The 19,536-nt window shown below is 64.1% G+C and carries 15 protein-coding genes; 4 read left to right on the plus strand and 11 right to left on the minus strand.

The window, feature by feature from the left end; translation table 11 throughout:
- Nucleotide 1: 1 nt before the first annotated feature.
- Genes ACN9MZ_RS10995 through ACN9MZ_RS11010 form a run of 4 tightly spaced genes read right to left on the minus strand, consistent with a single transcriptional unit; the run spans nucleotide 2 to nucleotide 3,503 of the window.
- Complete coding sequence (locus tag ACN9MZ_RS10995; RefSeq protein WP_426342176.1) at nucleotides 2-1,774, minus strand: FUSC family protein; 1,773 nt, start codon at nucleotides 1,772-1,774, stop codon at nucleotides 2-4.
- Nucleotides 1,775-1,779: 5 nt separating this feature from the next.
- On the minus strand, nucleotides 1,780-2,805 hold the full coding sequence (gene mdtN / locus ACN9MZ_RS11000) for a multidrug transporter subunit MdtN (RefSeq protein ID WP_426342177.1): 1,026 nt from the start codon (nucleotides 2,803-2,805) through the stop codon (nucleotides 1,780-1,782).
- Nucleotides 2,806-2,814: 9 nt separating this feature from the next.
- Complete coding sequence (locus tag ACN9MZ_RS11005; protein WP_426342178.1) at nucleotides 2,815-3,024, minus strand: YtcA family lipoprotein; 210 nt, start codon at nucleotides 3,022-3,024, stop codon at nucleotides 2,815-2,817.
- A gap of 53 nt (nucleotides 3,025-3,077) precedes the next feature.
- Nucleotides 3,078-3,503: a MarR family winged helix-turn-helix transcriptional regulator gene (locus ACN9MZ_RS11010; protein WP_426342179.1), complete on the minus strand. Its 426-nt coding sequence runs from the start codon at nucleotides 3,501-3,503 to the stop codon at nucleotides 3,078-3,080.
- A gap of 123 nt (nucleotides 3,504-3,626) precedes the next feature.
- On the opposite strand from ACN9MZ_RS11010, the gene ACN9MZ_RS11015 reads away from it, so the two are divergent.
- A complete protein-coding gene (locus tag ACN9MZ_RS11015; RefSeq protein WP_426342180.1) occupies nucleotides 3,627-4,772 on the plus strand; it encodes a glycerophosphodiester phosphodiesterase in 1,146 nt (381 codons plus the stop codon).
- Nucleotide 4,773: 1 nt separating this feature from the next.
- Here the strand turns inward: ACN9MZ_RS11015 and ACN9MZ_RS11020 are convergent, their stop codons facing one another.
- From ACN9MZ_RS11020 to ACN9MZ_RS11035, 4 genes are all read right to left on the minus strand, one after another.
- Nucleotides 4,774-7,761 (minus strand): TonB-dependent receptor, encoded by a 2,988-nt coding sequence (locus ACN9MZ_RS11020; RefSeq protein WP_426342181.1) that lies wholly within the window; start codon nucleotides 7,759-7,761, stop codon nucleotides 4,774-4,776.
- Between the two features lie 114 nt (nucleotides 7,762-7,875).
- Entirely contained in the window at nucleotides 7,876-9,906 is a 2,031-nt protein-coding gene (locus ACN9MZ_RS11025) for a hypothetical protein (protein ID WP_426342182.1), read from the minus strand.
- A gap of 10 nt (nucleotides 9,907-9,916) precedes the next feature.
- Complete coding sequence (locus ACN9MZ_RS11030) at nucleotides 9,917-11,866, minus strand: glycoside hydrolase family 97 protein (protein ID WP_426342183.1); 1,950 nt, start codon at nucleotides 11,864-11,866, stop codon at nucleotides 9,917-9,919.
- 78 nt (nucleotides 11,867-11,944) lie between these two features.
- A complete protein-coding gene (locus ACN9MZ_RS11035; RefSeq protein WP_426342184.1) occupies nucleotides 11,945-12,973 on the minus strand; it encodes a LysR family transcriptional regulator in 1,029 nt (342 codons plus the stop codon).
- Nucleotides 12,974-13,129: 156 nt separating this feature from the next.
- On the opposite strand from ACN9MZ_RS11035, the gene ACN9MZ_RS11040 reads away from it, so the two are divergent.
- The 3 genes from ACN9MZ_RS11040 to ACN9MZ_RS11050 all read left to right on the plus strand — a co-directional run bounded on the left by ACN9MZ_RS11040 (nucleotide 13,130) and on the right by ACN9MZ_RS11050 (nucleotide 16,365).
- A complete protein-coding gene (locus ACN9MZ_RS11040; protein ID WP_426342185.1) occupies nucleotides 13,130-14,353 on the plus strand; it encodes a GNAT family N-acetyltransferase in 1,224 nt (407 codons plus the stop codon).
- Between the two features lie 104 nt (nucleotides 14,354-14,457).
- Nucleotides 14,458-15,522, plus strand: a complete 1,065-nt coding sequence (locus ACN9MZ_RS11045; protein WP_426342186.1) for an acyltransferase family protein — start codon at nucleotides 14,458-14,460, stop codon at nucleotides 15,520-15,522.
- Nucleotides 15,523-15,687: 165 nt separating this feature from the next.
- On the plus strand, nucleotides 15,688-16,365 hold the full coding sequence (locus ACN9MZ_RS11050; protein WP_426342187.1) for a substrate-binding periplasmic protein: 678 nt from the start codon (nucleotides 15,688-15,690) through the stop codon (nucleotides 16,363-16,365).
- Here the strand turns inward: ACN9MZ_RS11050 and ACN9MZ_RS11055 are convergent.
- From ACN9MZ_RS11055 to ACN9MZ_RS11065, 3 genes are read right to left on the minus strand one after another with little or no spacing between them, the layout of a single operon-like run.
- Complete coding sequence (locus ACN9MZ_RS11055) at nucleotides 16,362-16,673, minus strand: putative quinol monooxygenase (RefSeq protein ID WP_426342188.1); 312 nt, start codon at nucleotides 16,671-16,673, stop codon at nucleotides 16,362-16,364. The two genes, ACN9MZ_RS11050 and ACN9MZ_RS11055, sit on opposite strands and share 4 nt — an antisense overlap.
- A gap of 32 nt (nucleotides 16,674-16,705) precedes the next feature.
- On the minus strand, nucleotides 16,706-17,515 hold the full coding sequence (locus ACN9MZ_RS11060) for a helix-turn-helix domain-containing protein (protein WP_426342189.1): 810 nt from the start codon (nucleotides 17,513-17,515) through the stop codon (nucleotides 16,706-16,708).
- Between the two features lie 32 nt (nucleotides 17,516-17,547).
- Complete coding sequence (locus tag ACN9MZ_RS11065) at nucleotides 17,548-19,497, minus strand: phosphatase PAP2 family protein (RefSeq protein ID WP_426342190.1); 1,950 nt, start codon at nucleotides 19,495-19,497, stop codon at nucleotides 17,548-17,550.
- Nucleotides 19,498-19,536 lie beyond the last annotated feature (39 nt).

Genomic DNA, 19,536 nt, shown 5'->3' on the forward strand with positions numbered 1-19,536 from the left:
CCTAATGGCTGGCCTGTTGTGCGGCCAGCTTCTCCTCCGCTTGTGCCAGCGTGTTCGCGATGCGACGTGCATTGCGGTCGCGCCAGCCCGGCTCCAGCGCCACCCTGGCGTGCAGTTCACGACATTGGTTCAGCAGGCCCCAGGCCTCCAGCCGCGCCGCACCAATACCCTGTTGATCGGCGTGCACGCAAGCGGCGACCGCCTTGCGCAGGCGCGACAGAGCTGTTTTGAGCGCCTGGCCTTCGCGTTCTGGCCACAGCAGCGCGTATATGGTGATCGAAACCGCCAGTCCAAGCAGAATGCCAATCAACCGGTCGCGGATCTCAGTGACGTCGGTGACGGGGCCGAAGCTGCCCAGTTGCGCCAGTGCGAATGCAAACATCATTTGGACGCCGATGTAGTTCGAACGCGGAGGCCCCACGGCAATCCACGCACCAAGCGCGATGATGGGCAGGGACATGGCCAGCAGTCCGACGATGCTGTCGAGGTGCGGCACGACAAATACCGTTGCCGCCAGCGCGGCCAGGCTGCCAAGGCAGCAACCCAGCAAGCGGTTGAGGCCCTTATGCGTGGTCGCGCCCAGGCTTGGCAGGGCGAGAATGATGCAGGTCTGCATTGCCGTATGGATGCCGGGCCATTGCAGGCCCGTGTAGATGACGTAGGTGATCATCGCAGCCAGGACTGCCTTGAAGGCAAACTGCAGGTAAACGAGGCGCAAGGGATTTCCGGCGGCACCGGACGTGCGGGTTCCCCCTTGGCGCGCCAGTCCGGCGGCAGCTGGGGCGGCATCGGCGTCCGCATTTGCCGCGGCGTGCAAAGCCCGCGCCATCTCGCGCAAAACCACGCTGTGCGCGTGCGACGCGCCGGCTGCAGCTCCCGCTGCGGTGCCAGCCGGGCAGGCCGAAGCCGGCGCTGCAGAATCCGGCATGAAGGCCGTCCCATGCCCGAGGCACTCCCGCAGTGACGCGCAAGCACGTCGAATCGCGATCATCTGCTGGCGTTCCTCCCGCGAAGCTTCGAACGGCGCCAGCCTGGCCAGCTGCGCGGCCGCGGCATGCAGGCGACTGACGGCCGCAGCACGCGCCGCAGTGCGTTCCTCATTGCCCAGGACTGCAAACGCCAGTTGCCGCTGCAGGGCCAGCACGCCGCGCCCGACCTGGCCGCTGTGAAAGGCTGGCGCTGCGGCACCGGCGATGCGCGCCTCAAGCTGGTGCTCGACTTCATCAAGCTGGCGGCCATATTCTTCCACCAGGAGCTTGACCGGCAACGCAGGCCGGAACAGGCGCTGGATGATCATCGTCACCACCACCGGATAGGTCGAAGCCACCCAAACCCACAACAAGGCGCGCGTCATGACTTCCGGATCCTCGTAAATGTCGGCCATGCTTTGCCCGTACACTACGATCAGGGCAGTGAGGAAGCCGATGGCACCGAGCTTGCTGGTCCGCATGAAGTACATGCCGCAGAAGGCAACCAGCCCTGCGCCGAGAATTCGCAGCATCGGCGCGTCGATGAAGAATTTGAGCAGAAGGATGGACGACGCCACCGCCAGCGTACTGCCGATCACCAGCACGATGCCGCTCATGCGGGTCAGCACGGTATTCTCCTGCGCCGTGAAGAACACCATGATCAGCGACAGCGAGAGCGAAGGAATTTGCAAGGCCATCGAGCAGACGATGACCACGGTGCTGCTTGCGAGCAGGCGCCACACCGCATCCATGCGGCCAGGGAAGGGCGCCAGTTCGGTGCGGATTCGCGCCATCAGGGCTTCCATGATGCTCACTTCGCGTTCAGCATGGCGACGGCTGAAGCGCCGATGCGGAACGCTGCGTCTGGCTGTTCGATCAGGATGCGCACGGGGAAGCGCTGCGCCACCCGCACCCAGTTGATGGAGCGCGGTACGCGCGGCAAGCCTGCCACTTCGCTGCCGCCGTCGTCCGGGAACACGCCGTAGCCGATGGATTCGACGGTGCCGCTGTAGCGTTTGGAAGTGTCGCCAAGCAGGTAGAGCTGGGCATGGCGGCCGGCCTTGATGCCGGCCAGGTCGGTCTCGCGGAAATTCGCCACCACGTACCAGCGGCTGGAGCTGGCCAGCGTAAACACCGGATGACCGGCAGCGGCAAACTGGCCCACCGAGGTTTTCAGGTTCAGCACGATGCCGTCGCCCGGCGCGCGCACCTCGGTATAGGACAGGTTCAGGCGCGCCAGCGCGATCTCGGACTTCACGACTTCGCGCCTGGCGACCAGCGCATCGACACCGCTGACGGAAGCTTCGGCCCGGCGCGCATCAAGCAAGGCCGCACTAAGCTGGGATTGCGCGCTGCGCCTGGCAGTGCGTGCCTGGTCAATGCGCTCGGCCGACACGAAGCCTTTGGTGAGCAAGGGTTCCAGCCGCGCCAGCGTGTCGCCCGCCTGCTCGGATGCGGCCTTGGCGTGTTCGACGTTCGCCTGTGCTGCAGCGGCGGCAAACTTCTGGGCATCGACCGAGCGCTGGGTCAGCCTGATCTCGCTGTCCAGCGCTTTCAGGCTCGCTTCGGCCTTTGCCAGGGTCTGTTCGAAAGGCTGGGGATCGATGCGGAACAGCAGGTCGCCTTTCCTGACACGCTGGTTGTCCGCCACCGGCAGCTCCACGATCCTTCCGTTGACTTCGGGGGCCACGTTGATGGTGTCGGCATAGACGTAGGCATCATCGGTGCGCGGCGCCTGGTCGATCGTGCGCACGACGTAGATGGCGAGGCCGATTGCGGCCAGGGCCAGCACCAGCACGATGGCGCTCCAGCGGCGGGAGTTCCTGGTTTTCTTCATGACGTCACCTCAATGTTGAAAAAATACGAGCCAGGCCGACAGGGACAGCACGGTGGCGAAGGCGGGGTAGCCCAGCGCGAGCAGATGCGCCGGGGCGCCGGCCAGCCAGCCGCGCGCATTCAGCACTGTGTGCAGCACGAAGCACAGCACCGTGGCGCCGGCAATGCAGAAAAGCCAGTCGGGAAAATAGGCTCCCAGCACATTGATTGAAGGTTCCACATTACTTCCTTAATGTAACATTGCCTAGGCAATCTATTCGGCAAAAAAAAGATCTACTTCCCGGCGAACATCTTCAGCAACAGGGCTTCGAGAGCATGCAGTTCCTGCGCGCTGAAAGTACCGAAATACTGTTCGATCACGGTGCCCGAAGCTTCCAGCAGGCTGGGGAAAAGACGCCGGCCTTCTTCGGTCAGTTCCAGTTGCACGATGCGGCGATTGGCGGCGCTCGGCGCTTTCTGGATCATGCCTTTCTGTTCCAGGCGGTTCAGCATGCGGGTCATGGCGCCGGGGCTGTACGAGAGCTCCTTGCAGATCTGCGCTGCGATGTTGGCGCGGCCGCCATGCAGGGTAGACAGCACCACGTATTGCGCCGCCGTGATATCGAAGGGCGCGAGCCTGGCATCGAGTTCTTCTTCCAGGGCTTTCTGGGCGCGGCTGACCAGGCGGGCAACGCGGCGAGGGTCGGCTTGTTTGTTCATAAATGAACTATACGTTGCCTAGGCAACGGTTGTCAAGCACCTCGCGCACGCTTGCCGATTCACAAGCTTGTCATTTTCGCTACCTACAATCCGCCAGTTTTCAACTTACACAGCGGGGCAACGATGAAGAAGGCGATGGCAGGAGCGGTAGCGGCAGCGGTATTGGCGGCATGTGGCGGGACTTCGCAGGCGCCGCTTCCCACGTTGGACGGCAAGCCGGCCCTGGTGGTGGCGCACCGCGGCGCCAGCGGCTACCTGCCGGAGGAAACGGTGGAAGCCTATGCCAAGGCCATCGAGCTGGGCGCCGACGCGATTGAGCCGGATGTGATCTCCACCAAGGATGGCGTGCTGATTGCCCGCCACGACCCGAACCTGGCCTTCAGCACCGACGTGGCGCAACATCCGGAATTCGCCGACCGCAAGCGCAAGCTGAGCGTGGATGGCGAACTGCAGGAAGGCTGGTTTGCCAGCGACTTCACGCTGGCGGAGATCAAGACCCTGGGCGGCATTTCGACCGACGCCGAACGTCCGCAGCAATTCAATGGCCAGTACAGGATCGCCACCATCCAGGAAGTGATCGACATGATCAGGAAAAGCGGCCGCAATATCGCCATCTACCCCGAAACCAAGAATCCGACTTTCCACCGCCAGCAAGGCTTGCCGCTGGAAGACAAGCTGCTGGCGATGCTGGCGGCTGCCGGCTGGACCGAGCGCGACTCGCCCGTATTCATCCAGTCCTTTGAGCCGGGCAGCCTGAAATACATGCGCAGCAAGGGCTCCAGGCTGAAGATGGTGCAGTTGATCGACGCCGACGACGTCGACCTGAAAACCGGCGCCCTGACTTACGCCGCGCCGTACGACAAGCCGTTCGACTGGGCGCAGGCCGGCGACAAACGCCTGTTCAGCGATATGGTGACGCCGGCCGGCCTGGCCGAGATCAAGACCTATGCCGACGGCATCGGCCCATGGAAGCGCTACATCGTCAGCGTCAAAGGCGCCGTGGACATCAACGGCGACGGCAAGGTGAACGATGCCGACACCTCCACCATGGAGCCGAGCTCGCTGGTGGCCGATGCGCACAAGGCGGGCCTGTTCGTGCACCCGTACACCTTCCGCAACGAGAAGCGCCGCCTGGCCAGCAACTACAAGGGCGATCCCGTGCTGGAGTACAAGCACTTCTTCGCCCTTGGTGTCGATGGCGTGTTCAGCGACTTCGCCGACACCGCGCTGGCAGCGCGTGCGGAATACCTGAAGGAAGCGGGGCGCTGAATCAGAACTTGTGGTTGTACTCCGCGGCAAAGCGCACCTGGCGTTCAGGTGCGCGCCCCAGCACTTGCCCATAGTAGGGGCTGACGGTGCTGGCGCCCGCGTTGTAGACCGGCTGTGTAGCCAGCGTGGTCTGGCGGTTCAGCAGGTTGAATACGTCCGCCTTCAAGGCCAGGCCCTTGAACATGCGCGGCATATAGGTGGCGTTCAGCGCAATGCGGAAGTCAGTCGGCATCCTGCCCGCGGAGCCGCGCGGCGCCGGCTTGTCCTCGCAGTAGAAGACGGCAGCGCCATAGCCGGCGGCCGGATTCTTGCCATCCTGGTTGAGCGCGGCCGGCAGGTTGCCGATGCAGGATTTCGGCGCACCGGTGACGATGTTGACGTTGCCGCCCACGGTCCATTCCTGGCCGAGCTGGTAATAGCCGAAGGCCTTCAGCACATGGGTATGGTCGTTCGGCAGCGGGCCGCTGGCGTAATCCATCAGTTCCGGGAAGTCGAACGAGGTGGTGGCCGCGATGTCGGCCTGGCCGATATCGGACATCACCTGGCCTTCCATATTGCCCCTGGTGCGCGACAGCGTGTAATTCAGCTTGCCGTACCAGCCGTTGCGCATCGGGTGTTCGATAAAGAGGTCCAGTGCCGTATAAACGCGGCTTACCTTCGGCAGGCCGATGTCTTCAGCCGTCAATGGAATGGAAACCAGCTTGCCATCGCCGGCCAGGTCAAGCGTCAGGGTGTTGTCGCGGCCGGGATTGATCAGCAGGCATGGCATATCGTATTGGCTGGTATCGACGTTGTTACGCTTGCCCCAGGCGCGCAAGGGACGCGCATCGCACCAATCCTCAATCGTGTTGCGCAGCGTGCGATAGGTGATTTTGCTGCCGACCGTGTACTCCGGCGTCAGTGCCGCCTCGAAGCCGAGTGCCAGCTCGTCCTGGTAGGTTGCACCCAGGTTGCTCGATGCGACCTGGCGCGGGTCTTTGGGCCTGCCCCATTCGTTGCCGCCGGAAACTGGGGGAGAAATTTCCGTCAGCCCGCTCGGCACGCCGGTTTTCGGATCGACGCCGGTATAGGTGTAGTAGTGGTCGATGTGGACCGGATTGCCGGCCAGGCGCGATGCCACGCTGGTCGGAATTTGCAGGTGGTAGCGGCCAAGGTTGGCAAAAGCTTTCAAGGTGCTGTCGCCGTGCACGTCCCAGGATGCGCCAATGCGCGGGGCCAGCATATGGCGCTGCGCTGCATAAGCCTGGCCGAAGCTGTTCCTGTTGGTGAACTGCTCGTTGCGCAAGCCCAGGTCGAGCAGCACGGTGTCGGTGACCTGCCAGCGATCCTGGATGTACTGCGCCGACTGATCGGTCTTCGGCGAGGCGGAATCGCTCTGGTGATACTCGTTCACGTAATACCCTTGCAGCCCGTATCCACCGCCCGAGGCGGGTGTCCTCCCGCCAGGAACCGTTTTATTGGGATCGCCGCGGAAGTAGGTCCAGCTGCCGCCGCCGGCCAGTTCCGAGCCATTGATCGATGAGACGTTATTGCGGTCGATGCCGGCGCGCAGGCCGTGGCGGCCAAGCTTGTACTCCACATCCAGGCGCAGCGTGGATTGCCTGTCTTCCGCATTCGGCACCTGGATGGTGCCGCCGATGGTCTGCGGGTTGGTATAAACCAGTCCCGGCACCTGGGCATTGAGCGGGGCATTAACCTGGTACACGCCCGGCACGTAGCCTTCACGCGATTGCGGATAAGTCGACTTGAAACGCCCCGCCAGCGCAGTCACTGTCAGGCTGTCGCTCAGGAAGCCGGTATATTTCACGATCGAGTCGTTGGTCTTGGCACCATCGCCAGTGGTGCCGCCGGCACGCACCTCGTTGCGCTGCAGGCTGGCGTAGTCGAAACCGTAATTCTGCTGCGTCTTCTTGTTCTCGTCGTGGATCTGGGTGAACTCGAGGCGGTGGTTGTCGCTGATGTTGTAATCGAGTTTGAGCAGGTAGCGCGGCGTGCGGGTCTCGCGTTCGGTCCAGCCGTTGGTCTTGTTGAGCGAATCGGAATCCTTGCTGATGTAGCCGGTGCTGAAGCGATCCTGCTCGACATTGGCGAACATGAACAGCTTGTCCTTCACCAGCGGGCCGCCGACGTAGGCGCTGCCGAAGACGTCAGTGGCGTTGTTGCTGTGACGGTAGGTGAGCAGCTTGCCGTCGGTCTTCGGGTGATGGCCGGTGTTCGGGTAGTAGGTGTTGTCCGGCTTGGCGCGCAGCCAGTCCGGCGTGTATTGCAGCACGGCGCCGGCTTCCCAGTTGTTGGTGCCGCTCTTGGTGGTGATGTTCACCACGCCGCCGGTGGAACGGCCAAATTCCGCGCTGTAGCCGCCTTGCAGGATCTGCGCCTGTGCGATCGCGAAGAAGGGCAGGGTGGTCGAGCCGATCTGGCGATAGACATTGGTGACCGGGAAGCCGTTGATGAAGTAGGCGTTCTCGCTCACGCCGGCGCCGCCGAAGCTGTCACCACCGATGCGCGTGTTGCCGCGTGCAGTGCCAGGCGCGAGCTGGATGATGCCGGACAGGTTTTGCGAGATCGGCAGGGTAGCCAGTTGGCGCGCGGTGAACACAGCGCCGTTGTTCGTGTTGCTGACGTCGATAGTCGGGCGGCGGCTGGTCACCGTCACTGCCTGCATAGGTTCGAACGATGCTTCCACGCCTTGGCCAATCAGGGCTTCCACTTCCAGCTCGCGTTCGACGACGCCGTCGCGCATCAGCAGCGCCTTGTAGACGCCCGGCGGCATGGAGCTGGCGTTATAGCGCCCGTTGGCATCGACGGTGATGGTGCGGCGCGCGCCGGTTGCGACGTTCACCAGCACGATGCTAGTCCCGCTCGCGTTGGCAACCTGGCCGAAGATGCTGCCGGTGGCATTCGATTGAGCAAGGACTGGCCCGGCGAAAGCCAATGCAAGGGCGTGCGCGACGAGCGTCAAGCGCACACGTTGGGAAGGGTTCTTCATTGCGTCTCCTGTTGTGGTTATGATTCGGCCGCGCAAGGCGGCCGACGGAGACATGCTAGGTAGCTTGGCAGTGGCGAACAATTGAATGTTTACTCGCCACCTATGCACAAAAGGTTATATCTTGCCTGGAAGCGTGACGAGCAGCGGCGCCTTGCCGTCCCAGGCCTGGTCCAGCAAGGTCTTTCCATCCAGGCGCACCAGCACGCGCTGGCCGCGCGGCATGCGCGTGGTGACGATGTCGATGCCGTCGCCGTCTTCGCCCGCGCCGAAGGCACGCATATGCCGCAGCGCCATGCGCGGCCAGCCTTGCTGCAAGCGCGGTGCGATAGTGAAGCTGCGCAGGCCGGCCGCCTCGATGCCGAACAGGCCTTCCGTCATGACCCGCGCATACAGCCCGCTTTCGGCGGACAGGTGGCGTTGCTGGCCTTCCGGCCAGGCTTCCACCGCATACGGCACGTGGTCGCCCAGCAGGCGCCGGCCAGAGTAGTATCGCAGGTAGGGCATGGTGCGTTCCAGCTCGCCCGCTTTCAGCAGGCCGCGCAAGGCATACAGCGTGGCGCGGTCCCAGAAGGTCTTGTCGCCCGCTTCGGTCAAGACGCCGTTCTCGCTCCAGAGTTGCGGCGACAGCAGGGCATCGACGGTGCCGCGCTGGCGCTCATTGATGCCCAAGGCCAACGGCAGTGCGATCCAGGCGCGCAGCTTTTCGTTGCCGTCGTAATAGCGGTAGGTGTCGAAGCCACCTATGCGCGCACCGAAATGGCGTTCGATCGCGCTGCGTTGCGCTTCCGCTTCCTGCCGCAGCGCAGTTGCACGATGCGCATCGCCCAGCGAAGCTGCCAGCCTTGCGGCGCCTTGCAGCCCGGCGTAGGCCAGCGCGTTGGTTGACAGGTTGGCCTGGCCGGCCGGGAAGCGCCCTTCCAGCTCGTCGCTATCCGAATGCACGACGCCTTCCGCGTCGCGCTTGCGGCGCGTGAATTCCAGGCACCAGTCGATCAGGGGCAGCAGCTGGCGCGCGGTGCCCGGGTCGCCTTGCGCCAGCGCGAACTGGCTGGCGCCGTAGGAAATCATGGCGCAGTCGCCACGGTCGCCGGCACCGTTCCAGTAGCTGCGGCCTTCGGCGATGATCGAGGAGGGGATGGGCTTGTAGGCTGCGTTCATGTAGCGCGCGAACATGCCGAAGCTGGTGAGCGCGCTCTGCACGCCGGCGCTGTCGCCCACGTAAGGAAAGAAGGGATTGACGTATTCCGCCTGGTCGTTGGCCCAGATGGCGGCGTAGTAGCGCGTGCCGCCGGGCCCATGCAGCAGCCCGCCGCGCGTGGCGAAGATGCTTTCGGCGGCGCGGATTTTGGAGAAGGCGAACATGGCGTCGAGCACCGGCTCCGGCGTTTCCAGCACCAGGTTGCCGCGCCATTGCGCTACCTTGCGTGCGCGCTCCCGCAAGGCTTCGCCGCCGTCCACGTAGACCATCTCGTTCTGCAGGCGGCCGCTGATGATCACGTCCACGTGCACGCGGGCGCCGGGCGCCAGCTCGCCTTCGCGGGCCGGGGAGCGCACTTCAACCACGTAGGCGCCGTGGGTGCCGCGCTCGGCCGGCGTGGTTTCGCTGCGCTCCAGCGCGCCGAAGCTGTAGTGCAGCATGCTTTGGCCGCCATTTTCCAGCTCCAGCCGCTCCACCAGAGCCGGCTCGCCGGGCGACGGCGTCAGGGTGCGCGTCAGCGTCAGGCCAGGCGCCAGCTCCGAGCGCAGCGCGAGGCGGCCGTCGAATCGAACTTGCTTCAGGCGCTCGCCCGCGGCCGGTTGGCCGTCGATGACGATGACCGGCGAGGCTTCCGCACCGAATTTGCGAATCAGGCTGGCATGGGTGTCGTCGGGAATGGTGCGCAACATCGGCCACACCACGGTGCGCGCCAGCAGCAGCGAGCCATCGGCCCGGCTGCCGTAGTCGATCACTGCCGAGACTTGGCGGCCGCTCATTTCAAGCTGGTCGCGGTGGACGTCTTTCACCTGCCAGCGGATAGCGTCGCCGTCGATCTGCCAGCGCGGCGCAAAGGCCGGCGGCACGGCGTGCGCAGGGCTTGCGGCCGTTGCGATGGCAGCAAGGGTTGCGGCAATCAATGCCGCGCAAATGCGGGAAGTAATTTTCATCCGCTTCTCCTCAATTCATCTTGCGGATGATTGCTGCCCAGCCGCCGCCCGGCGCCAGGCGCATTGCGAGGTGGCTGCTGCGGCTGACGCTGGCGCTGACCTTCTGCACGTCGGTGGCGAAGACCCCGGCGTTCGGCCCATCTTCCATGCTGTCCATCTGGTAGCCGCCGTCGCCCAGGAAGGACAGGTCCAGCTCCAGGTCGCGGCCGTCGGCGCCGGTCATGGCGCCTACATACCAGGTATCGCCGCGGCGGCGCGCCATGGCGATGTAGCGGCCAAGCTCGGCGTGCAGCACGCGGCTTTCGTCCCATTCCACCGGCACCTGGCGGATGAACTCCAGCGAGGATGGGTTGGCGCGGTATTGCGAAGGGCTGTCCGCCAGCATTTGCAGCGGGCTTTCGTAGATGATGTACATCGCCAATTGGTGCGCGCGCGTGCCCTGGCTCATGGGGCGGTCGAAACTGGCGACGAAATCCTTGCGGTGCGCATTGCTCATGGCGCCCGGGGTGTAATCGACCGGGCCGGCAAACATGCGGATGAAGGGCAGGGTGACGTCATGTTCCGGTGTCTGTTTGTCGCTCCACTTATTGTTTTCCAGGCCCTTTACGCCTTCGAAGGTCAGCACGTTGGGCCAGGTGCGCTGCAGGCCGCTGGGCTTGAAGCTGCCGTGGAAGTCCACCAGCAGGCGGCGCGCGGCGGCTTCGCGTGCCACGCGCTCGTAGTAGTTCACCATCCACTGGTCGGAACGCTGCATGAAGTCGACCTTGATGCCGGCAGCGCCCCAGCGCGCGAACTGGTCCAGTGCCGCCGTCATCTGGGTGTCCAGCGTCTTCCACGACACCCACAGGATGATGCCGACGCCACGCTGCCTGGCATACGCCATCAGTTCCGGCATGTCGATCTCCGGCTTGACGGCCAGCAGGTCGCCCAGCTTGTACCAGCCCTCGTCCATGATGATGTATTCGAGGCCGTTGTCGGCCGCGAAGTCGATGTAGTGACGGTAGGTGCGAGTATCGAGCCCCGACTTGAACGGTACGCCATACAGCTTGTTGCCGTTGTACCAGTCCCAGGCCACCTTGCCTGGCTTGATCCAGGCGGTCTCCTTCGGTTCTTGCGGCTCGGCCAGCAGGTAGGGCATCTGGTTCAGCAGGAGGCCGCCAGCGTCGGCGGAAATACCCAGGATGCGCCACGGGAAGCTTCGCTTGCCGGCGGTGCGTGCGATATAGGGCGCTTCCTGCGTGACCGGCACATTGCGGTCGTCGCGCGCCGTTTCGGCCAGCGCCACTTTCGGGAAGACGGCGCGCAGGCCCGCCGCTTCGCCGTGCAGGTACAGGCCGGGATAGTCGCGCAGGCCCGATTCGGTGAACACCAGGTGCACCCCGCCATCACGCACCAGGGCCGGCACGCCAACCAGCTTGCCGGCGGCGTCGCCCACGGTCAGCGCCTGGTAATAGTGCTCGTTATGCGACTGCATCGACTTTTCCTGAGGCCAGTACAGGGTGTCCTGCGGCCGCAGCCTGACACCAGCCTGCTCGTCTTCCACCGTGACCTGGCCGGGCAGGGAGGTGCGGAAGCGGTAGGCGATGCCCTCGTTGTAGGCGCGCACTTCCAATGCATAGCCGCCGGCGAAGTCGAGCTGCAGGGAGTTGTAGTGGTCGCGCACTTCACGCGACTTCTGCGCGACCACCGGCCGCACGGTAGTATCGATGCTGTGGCGCTGCTGGCCGGCCAGGCGCGGCTTGTCGCCCAGCGTGCCAATGCCGGCCAGGGTCATGCCGATGGGCGTGGGCAGCACCAGTTCGGTGCCGCGATGGCTGACGGCGAAGGCCAGGTGGCCGCCGGTATCTATCGTTACAAGCAACTGGCGGTCGGGGGAGCTGAGTTCGACGCGGGGCGCGGCGTGGCCGGCCAGCGGCGCGATCAGCAGCAGCGCGCTGGCCAGGCAGCGTATAAGGGGCATTTGGTTCAAGGCAGGTCTCCGGATATGGGTGTGCCGGTCCATGCTATGCGCATGCACCGGTACCGATCCAATGACTTTTTACGCGAGAGCTATGTCGTGGAGGTTATACGCCGCAGGCATGGGCGCGGGCGCCGGCTGCAGCGGTTGCGTGGCCGTCGGCACGGCAGGGGGCGGCGCCGAAGCCTCGCGCCGGATCGCTTCCAGCAATAGTTCCGCGCCTGGCGACAGCATGCTGTCGCGCCGGCGGATGATGCCGAAAGGGTCCATGCGGCAGTCCACTTCCAGCGGCAGGATCGCCAGCAGCCCCAGTTCCCTGAGGCGCCGCGCCACATCCGCCGACATGACGTTCAGCGCATCGCTCATCTGCAACATGCTGGTGATCAGCACAATCTCGCTGGTATCGACCACGTCGCCGGGCGGCTCCAGTCCAGCGTTGCGGAACAACTGGTCGAAACGCTGGCGCAGGATGCTGCCGGGCGGCGGCGTAATCCAGGGCGCATGCACCAGGTCCTGCAAGCCAAGGCCGCGGCGCACGGCCAAGGGGTGGCCAGCGCGGGCCACCACCACGACCGGCTCCGGCGCCAGCTCCTCGTACAGAAGTTCGGCGCAGTCGTGGAAACCTGTAAGGCGCGCCAGCAGGAAATCAAGCGTGCCTCGCTGCAGGCGCTCCAGCAGTTCGTTGCTGGACTCGACCTGCACGCCGATGCGCAGTTGCGGCACCTGCTGCTTGATGCGCGTGATGGCCCGCGGCAGCAAGCCAAGTGCCGGCGTCATGATGCTGCCCACGTCGACCTGGCCAGCCAGGCCGGCCTTGAGCGCCACGATATCCTCGTGCGCACGCGCCAGGCTGCTCAAGGCCATGCGTGCGTGGCGGATCATGCTTTCGCCATAAATGGTGGGCAGCATGCCGCGCGGATGGCGTTCGAACAGCGCGATGCCGAGCATGTCTTCCAGTTCCTTGAGCTGTTTGGAAGCTGCCGGTTGCGTCATGCACAGGGTCTCCGCCGCGCGCAGGATATTGCCCGCGTCGTCGATGGCGATCAGCAGCAGGAGCTGGCGGGTCTTGAGCCGCGCGCGCAGGTACCAGTTCGGATTCGGAGCAGTCATTGCTTGCCTTTCGGGTCGATTGGCGTTTTTAACATGTTCAAAATGGTATCGGTGTTGCCAATTAATCGATTGCGCGCATATCGTGGCCTCCTTTCACTTATTCGGCACAACGTGGCCCGTGGTAGACTGCGCCGTCCAATTGCCAATTTTTTAACGATGAAGATCCAGCAAAAACTGCGCTCAGTGAAAACCGCCCTGTCCGAACGCCGCGAAGTGCGCAAGCGCCTGCGCGGCCCCGCCCAACTGCGTTACGCCATCGCCGACTCGATCGGCATGCTCGACGCCCAGGCATGGAAAGGGCTCACGGCCCAAGCGAGCTTCTTCCTGTCCTACGATTACCTGCGGTCGCTGGAGACCGTGCTGCCGACCAACCTCGAGCCGCGCTATGCGCTGGTGTACGAGGATGATCAGCCGGTGGCCGCGCTCTATATGCAGCTGGCCGCCATCAAGCTGGCCCAGGCCAGCAAGACTTCCTTCGGTGCGCTGGGCGAGAGCCTGGGCCAGCGCGTGCTCACCTGCGGCAACCTGCTGACCTTCGGCCAGCACGGCATCGCTATCGCCCCCGGCGTCGATCCGGAACTGGCCTGGCACGGCGTGGCGGAGGTGCTGTACCGTGTGCGGCAGGCCGAAAAGCTGGCCGGCTCGGCCAACTTCGTCATGATCAAGGACTTGCACGGACCGCAAGCGGAGGATGCCGCCTTCCTCAAGAACCTCAGCTACCGCTTCGTTGAAACGGAGCCGAACATGGTGCTGGCCCTCGGCGAAGACTGGAAAAGCTACGACGACTACCTGGCCAGCCTGGCCTCGAAGTACCGCGCCAACATCCGCAACGGCATCCTGAAGCCGATCGAGGCCGCGCAATGCACGGTGGAGCACTTTACCGGCATGGCCGCCATGCAGGAGCAGATCCACGCCCTGTACAAGGCGGTGCAGGTGAACGCCGGCTTCCGTCCGTTCGAGCTGCTGCCGGAGTATTTCCCGGTGCTGCAGCAGGCGGCGGGGGAACGCTTCCGCTGCAGCGTGCTCAAGCGCGAAGGCAAAATGCTGGGCTTCCTGGTCACCATTGCCGACGGCGAGACCGCCATCGCCTTCCACATCGGCTTTGACCGCGCCGCCGCGGCCGACCTGCCGATCTACCTGCGCCTGCTGCACGCCGGTATTGCCGACGCCATTGGCCTGGGCTGCAAACGCGTCTCCTTCGGCCGTACCGCGCTGGAGCCCAAAGCGGCGCTGGGCGCCCGTCCGGAAAACTTCGGCGTATTGATCCGCCACCGTCAGCCTTTGATGAACAAGGTGATCAAGCACCTGCTGCTGAACATCGACCACGATGAAGCGCCGGATCGCAGCCCGTTCAAGAAGGCCGAAGGCAAGGCCGCGTAACATCTCGTTACTTACGCGGTGCTAGGCGCGCGCCTCTAATCTGCTGAGCTCGGTTATCATGTTGACCTTTTGCACAGTCGGCAGCAGATGTGATGAAGTATGGCGTGATCAATTTATTAAAGGCTGTTGCAGCACAGCTAATTGTGTTGCACCATCTGGCGTTCTATGGTCCGATGGCGGACCACGTGCGCCTTATCCTGCCGGACCTGATCGACTGGCTGGCGGGCAGCGCACGCATTGCCGTGCAAGTGTTCCTGGTGGTGGGCGGCTTCCTGGCCGCCAAATCGCTGGCGCCGAGTGCGCAGCCGGTAATGGTCGACCCGCTGGGCGCTGTCTGGCGCCGTTACGCCAAGCTGGCGCCGCCTTTCATCGCCGCCACCCTGATTGCAGCGCTGGCGTCCGCGTTTGCCAGCCAGTGGATGGACCATCCTTCGATTTCCGCCCCGGTCACTGTCGGCCAGTTGGCTGCGCACGCCGTGCTGGCACATGGCGTGCTCGGTTTCCCGTCCCTGTCGGCAGGCGCCTGGTACGTCGCCATTGATTTCCAGCTGTACGCCATGGTCGTGGCGATCCTGTGGCTGGCCGCCCGCATCAGCGGCCCGGTGCGCCGCGCCTGGCTGGTGCCAAGCCTGGTTGCGATCGGCAGCGCGCTGTCGCTGCTGCACTTTAACCTGGACGCCGATTGGGACAACTGGGGACCGTACTTCTTCGGCAGCTACAGCCTGGGCCTGGCAGCATGGTGGGCCGGCGATCCGCGGCGCAAGACGAGCGGCGCAGTGCTGGTGCAGGCGGCGATCTTCTTGCCGGCCTTGCTGGCGCTGGCGGTGAACTTCCGCAGCCGCCTGGCGCTGGCCATGATGGTGGCGTGCGCGCTGGTGATCTTCGGCCGCATGCAGTTCAGCGGCGAAGGCCGCTTGCTGGCCGTGGTTAATTCGCTGGCCCGCACTTCGTACGCGGTGTTTCTGATCCACTTCCCGGTCTGCTTGCTGGTGAACGCCGCCTTCACCCGCTTCGTGCCTGCCGACCCGGTGCTGCAAGGCGCCGGCATGCTGGTCGCCTGGGGCGCCAGCCTGCTTGCTGGCGCTGCTTTCCATCGCTGGATCGAAGTGCCGCTGGGACGCCTGCTCCACACCCCTTCGCCGGCAGCCGGCGCCGCCCAGCGCGCTTAAGCCTGGCGGCGGACGATCTGACTAGGCATTGCGCCTTGCCTGGTATATCGTGTAAGAAGGACAGGAGGCGGCATGCGGCGCAGGCATCCACTCGGAATATGGGCGCGAAAGTGGCTTTGGCTAGCCTGGGCGATCTGTTGCGCCGCCAGCGCGCAGAACTCTGCCATGCCGGAGGTTCACGTCGGCATGGGATTGCCCAAGCCGCCTTACGTCATGGAGTCGGGCGCTGCGGGCCTTGATTTCGACATCGCCAGGCAATCACTGGCTGCCGGCGGCTACAAACTGGTTGGCCATATGCTTCCGCAAACCCGGGCCCTGGCGATGCTGCGCGCGGGCCAGCTCGATGGCCTGCTGTCCATCAGTGAAGGGATCGGCGGCCAGGACTACTTCACGGACAACTACATCGTCTACCAGAACGTTGCAACCACGCTCGCTCGCCGCAACCTGAAGATCCAGCAGATTGAAGACCTGGCCAATTATTCGGTCGCGGCTTTCCAGAATGCGAGCATGGTGCTGGGTGACCGCTTCAGCCTTGTTGTCAGCGGCCATTCGGACTACAGGGAAGTGCCGGCCCAGATCACGCAAAACAAGCTTCTTTTCACGGGCAGGGTAGACGTTGTGGTGGGCGACCGTCTGATCTTCCGCTACTTCTCGGAAAAGCTGGAGCCGCGCATCGATGGCAGGCAGCCTGTGACCTTCCACCGGATCTTTCCGGAAAGCCCGCGCAGGGCTGTCTTTCGCGATGTACGTGTACGCGATGCGTTCAACGCCGGCCTGAAAAACCTGCACGCCAACGGTGCTTACGAGGCGCTGGTCAGGCAGTACCTTGGCCCGCTGCCTTAGCCGAGCGAAAACTCGCGCAGGAAACCATTGCGCCGGCCCATGCGCACCAGCGACGGCGGCGCGCTAAGGTAAGTCGCGAACCTGGCGACCAATGCCTGCAAGGGGGCGCTTTCCATGTGTGCCTGAAAGGCCGATGCATCGGCGTAGTGTTCGAATACGATGATGCGGTTCTCGTTTTCCAGATCCGTGAGCACGTCATATTGCAGCGTACCGGGCTCTGTATGTGACTGCGCCACCAGTTGATCGAGTGCGGCAAGGAGGTCCGATTGGAATTGGGGATGGGCGTCGAGCGTGGCAAGCAGGTACATGGCGGCTCCGATGAATGAATGGAATCGCGAGTCTACGCAATCGGCCGCGATGGCGGATTGTAGAAATGGGACTTTTCGCGCAGGCCGCTGACGATTGCCTGCGGAGTGCAGCCGGTCAGTGCGCGCGTCTCGTGGATAAAGTGCGACTGGTCGAAATAGCCCATGCGCAAGGCAGCATCGGGCGCAGGCAGCGCCGGGGAAAGCGCCAGCATGCGCATCGTATGGCCAAGGCGGGCGATGCGGGCAAACTGCTTGGGGCCGAGGCCATACGTGTCGGTAAACTTGCGCTGGAAGTGGCGGCGGGTCCAGCCCGAATGCCCGGCCAAGGCATCAATGCTGGTGCCCGGCGCGTAATAGAGCTTATCGAGCAGGGAGTCCAGCCCGTGACCACTGCGGTCTTCATGCTTGCCCAGGCGCGCCAGGAAGAACTGATCGAGCACAGCGGCGCGCACGGCGGGTCCGGCGGCCTGCGCCAACTGGTCGGAAAGGCGTTCAGCGTCATCTTCCCAGACGGCTTGGGCGGGCCAGGCCTGGTCGTGCAAATGGGACAGCGAGGGCGCGCAAAAATGCCGCAGGCTGCCGCCACGAAAGCGTACTGCGACGAATCCGAAAGCACCATTTGCTTCGATGGCGATGGCGCGCGTGCGCAGGCAAAGGAGGACCGCCCGCGGCGACTCTTTGCCGTCCAAAAGATAAGGCGAACCGTAATGAAATATGCACTCGGAACCGATGCCGGGCGGAAGCCGGGGAGGAAGGGGAGAATCACCCTCCCAACCCCAATAACGGTCGATGAAGCGGCGCAGTTGCGCGGTCGGGCGAAGATGCCAGCATTGTCGGAGCATGCTGGCGATGTTACCCGATTCCTGCCAACTGCTTAGCTGCCAATGGTGAGCGTCAAGGTAGTGGCACCGTAATTTGGCGTGACGTTGGCAAAGCCATCCACCGTAATGGTGGCGAACTTTCCCTTCAGGCTGGCGGCCGTGATGAGCGTCAGGACATCGCCGGCTTTAGGCTTGTAGCCGTTGGCGAACTTCACGTGCAGCGTTCCGCCGGCGATGGTGGCGGTAGATGCCACGGCCAGGCTGCCCTGACTGCCTGAAGCGGCGCCGAGATCCAGCTCCAGGGTGGTGTTGCCGCTTAACTGGGTGTAGTTGCCGGCCAGTTTCAGCGCAGTCAGGGCGTTAGCCACCAGGGTGCCACCGCGCACGTACATGTCGCCCGTGCCGAATGCAGAAGCGGAGTCGCCTTGCAGGGTTCCTGCGGTCAGCTCGGTACCGCCACTCCAGGTATTTGCCCCGGCCAGTTTCAGCGTGCCCGTGCCTTGCTTGACCAGTTTGCCGTTGCCGCTGATGTCGTTACGCCAGCGATCTGCCGCGTTGAAGCCACCTTTGCTGGCATCCATCACGATGACGACGTTGCCGCTGAACGCCCCGTAGCCGTCGGCTGCGGCAAACAGGTTGATTCGGCCCCAGCCCTCCGCATCATCCATCACTGGGTAGCCGGATGGCAGGGCGGTGGTTTTGAGCACGACGCGGCGCTGCGCATCGCTCAGGTAAGGCTGGCGCGTCTCCAGCAACACTTCGGCGCCTTTCGGTACAGCGGCGATGGCGTTGGTCGCAGAGACAGGCGTGAAGCCATACGTGAGCCGGCGCAGGTAGTTGGCCTTGTTGGCCGCATAGTCGGCAAACCGGTCGTTGGCGAGCGTGCCCGATTGCGCGAACGTGGCAAAGGTGTCGGCGTTGGTGCCGGTAGCCGCCATCAAGGTGGCGTGCGCCTGGGCGACGGCAGCGGCTTTCCTGGCCGTGTTCGCAGGGTCCGCCAGATTTGCAGCGGCGCTGGCCTGGCCGAGGATGCGGCCGCTCATGACATCCAGCGGCGAATGCATGCCGGCCAGGATGCGCGATTCACCCAGCTCAAGGCCGCGGCTAAGCATTTCCTGGAAGCGCTCCGGCACAGCATACGCCATGGCGACAGCGTCGCGCACGGCTTCAGCAGAGTGGCCGCTGGTAAAACCGCCGTCAGTAGTCGGAGTGCTGCTCTTGGCCGGCAGCAGTGTCGGCAGCACCTGCACGCTGCTGCTCCAGCGGTAGGGGCGGGCATATTTGTAGAAACGCTTGGCCGGTTCGGTGGAGGCGTTGTTGCCGACCAGGTTGACAAGGTCGACCACGCTGCCGAAACGTTCATTGGCGCTGCCGGCAACGCCGGTATTATTGCCGGTATCGTTATACAGCTTGCTGCTGGCATCGCCAGCAACGGTGGTAATGCTGGTGACTTGTTGCGCCGCGCTGCGCCAGGCATCGGTCAGGGGGCCCATGCCGTCGGTGACGCTGTAGCCTTTGCCGCGGCGGTCATCCAGATAGGCCTGCACCGCTTGCTCCGCGCTGCGGCTTGCGGTGGCTTTGACGACAAAATCGATATTGGCCTGGTGCACAGCCGTGTTGACTATCTTGCCGTCCGGCGTGCCGTCGTTAGGTACGCCGCTCCAGGTTGAGGGGACCACTGCCGGGAAGCCATCAACAGCAGGCGCGCTGACGCCTGCATCGACGATTTCGGTCAGCGGTTTCCATATATCGAGAAAGCCTCCCAGAATGCGTACGCCGGCATTGGTGGATAGCGTGGCATAGCGGGCGTCGCCGCGCTGGTTCGTGGCGATGGTGTCGACAAAAGCAGTCGCGGCAGGAAGCGGCACCACTTCCGCCGCGCCCTGGTCGGCTGGCGCCGCAGGGATCGCCAGCGGTTCGTCGGAGGAGGCGCCGCCGCATGCGCTCAGGCCCAGCGTGATGCACAGGGCCAGGAGGTTGCGACGCGAGGAAAGCTTCTGCATATTGGTTGCCGTGCGTTAGTTGAAACGCACCAAGGTAAA

Source organism: Pseudoduganella sp. S-14 (assembly GCF_049913285.1).
Classification (GTDB): domain Bacteria; phylum Pseudomonadota; class Gammaproteobacteria; order Burkholderiales; family Burkholderiaceae_D; genus Rugamonas.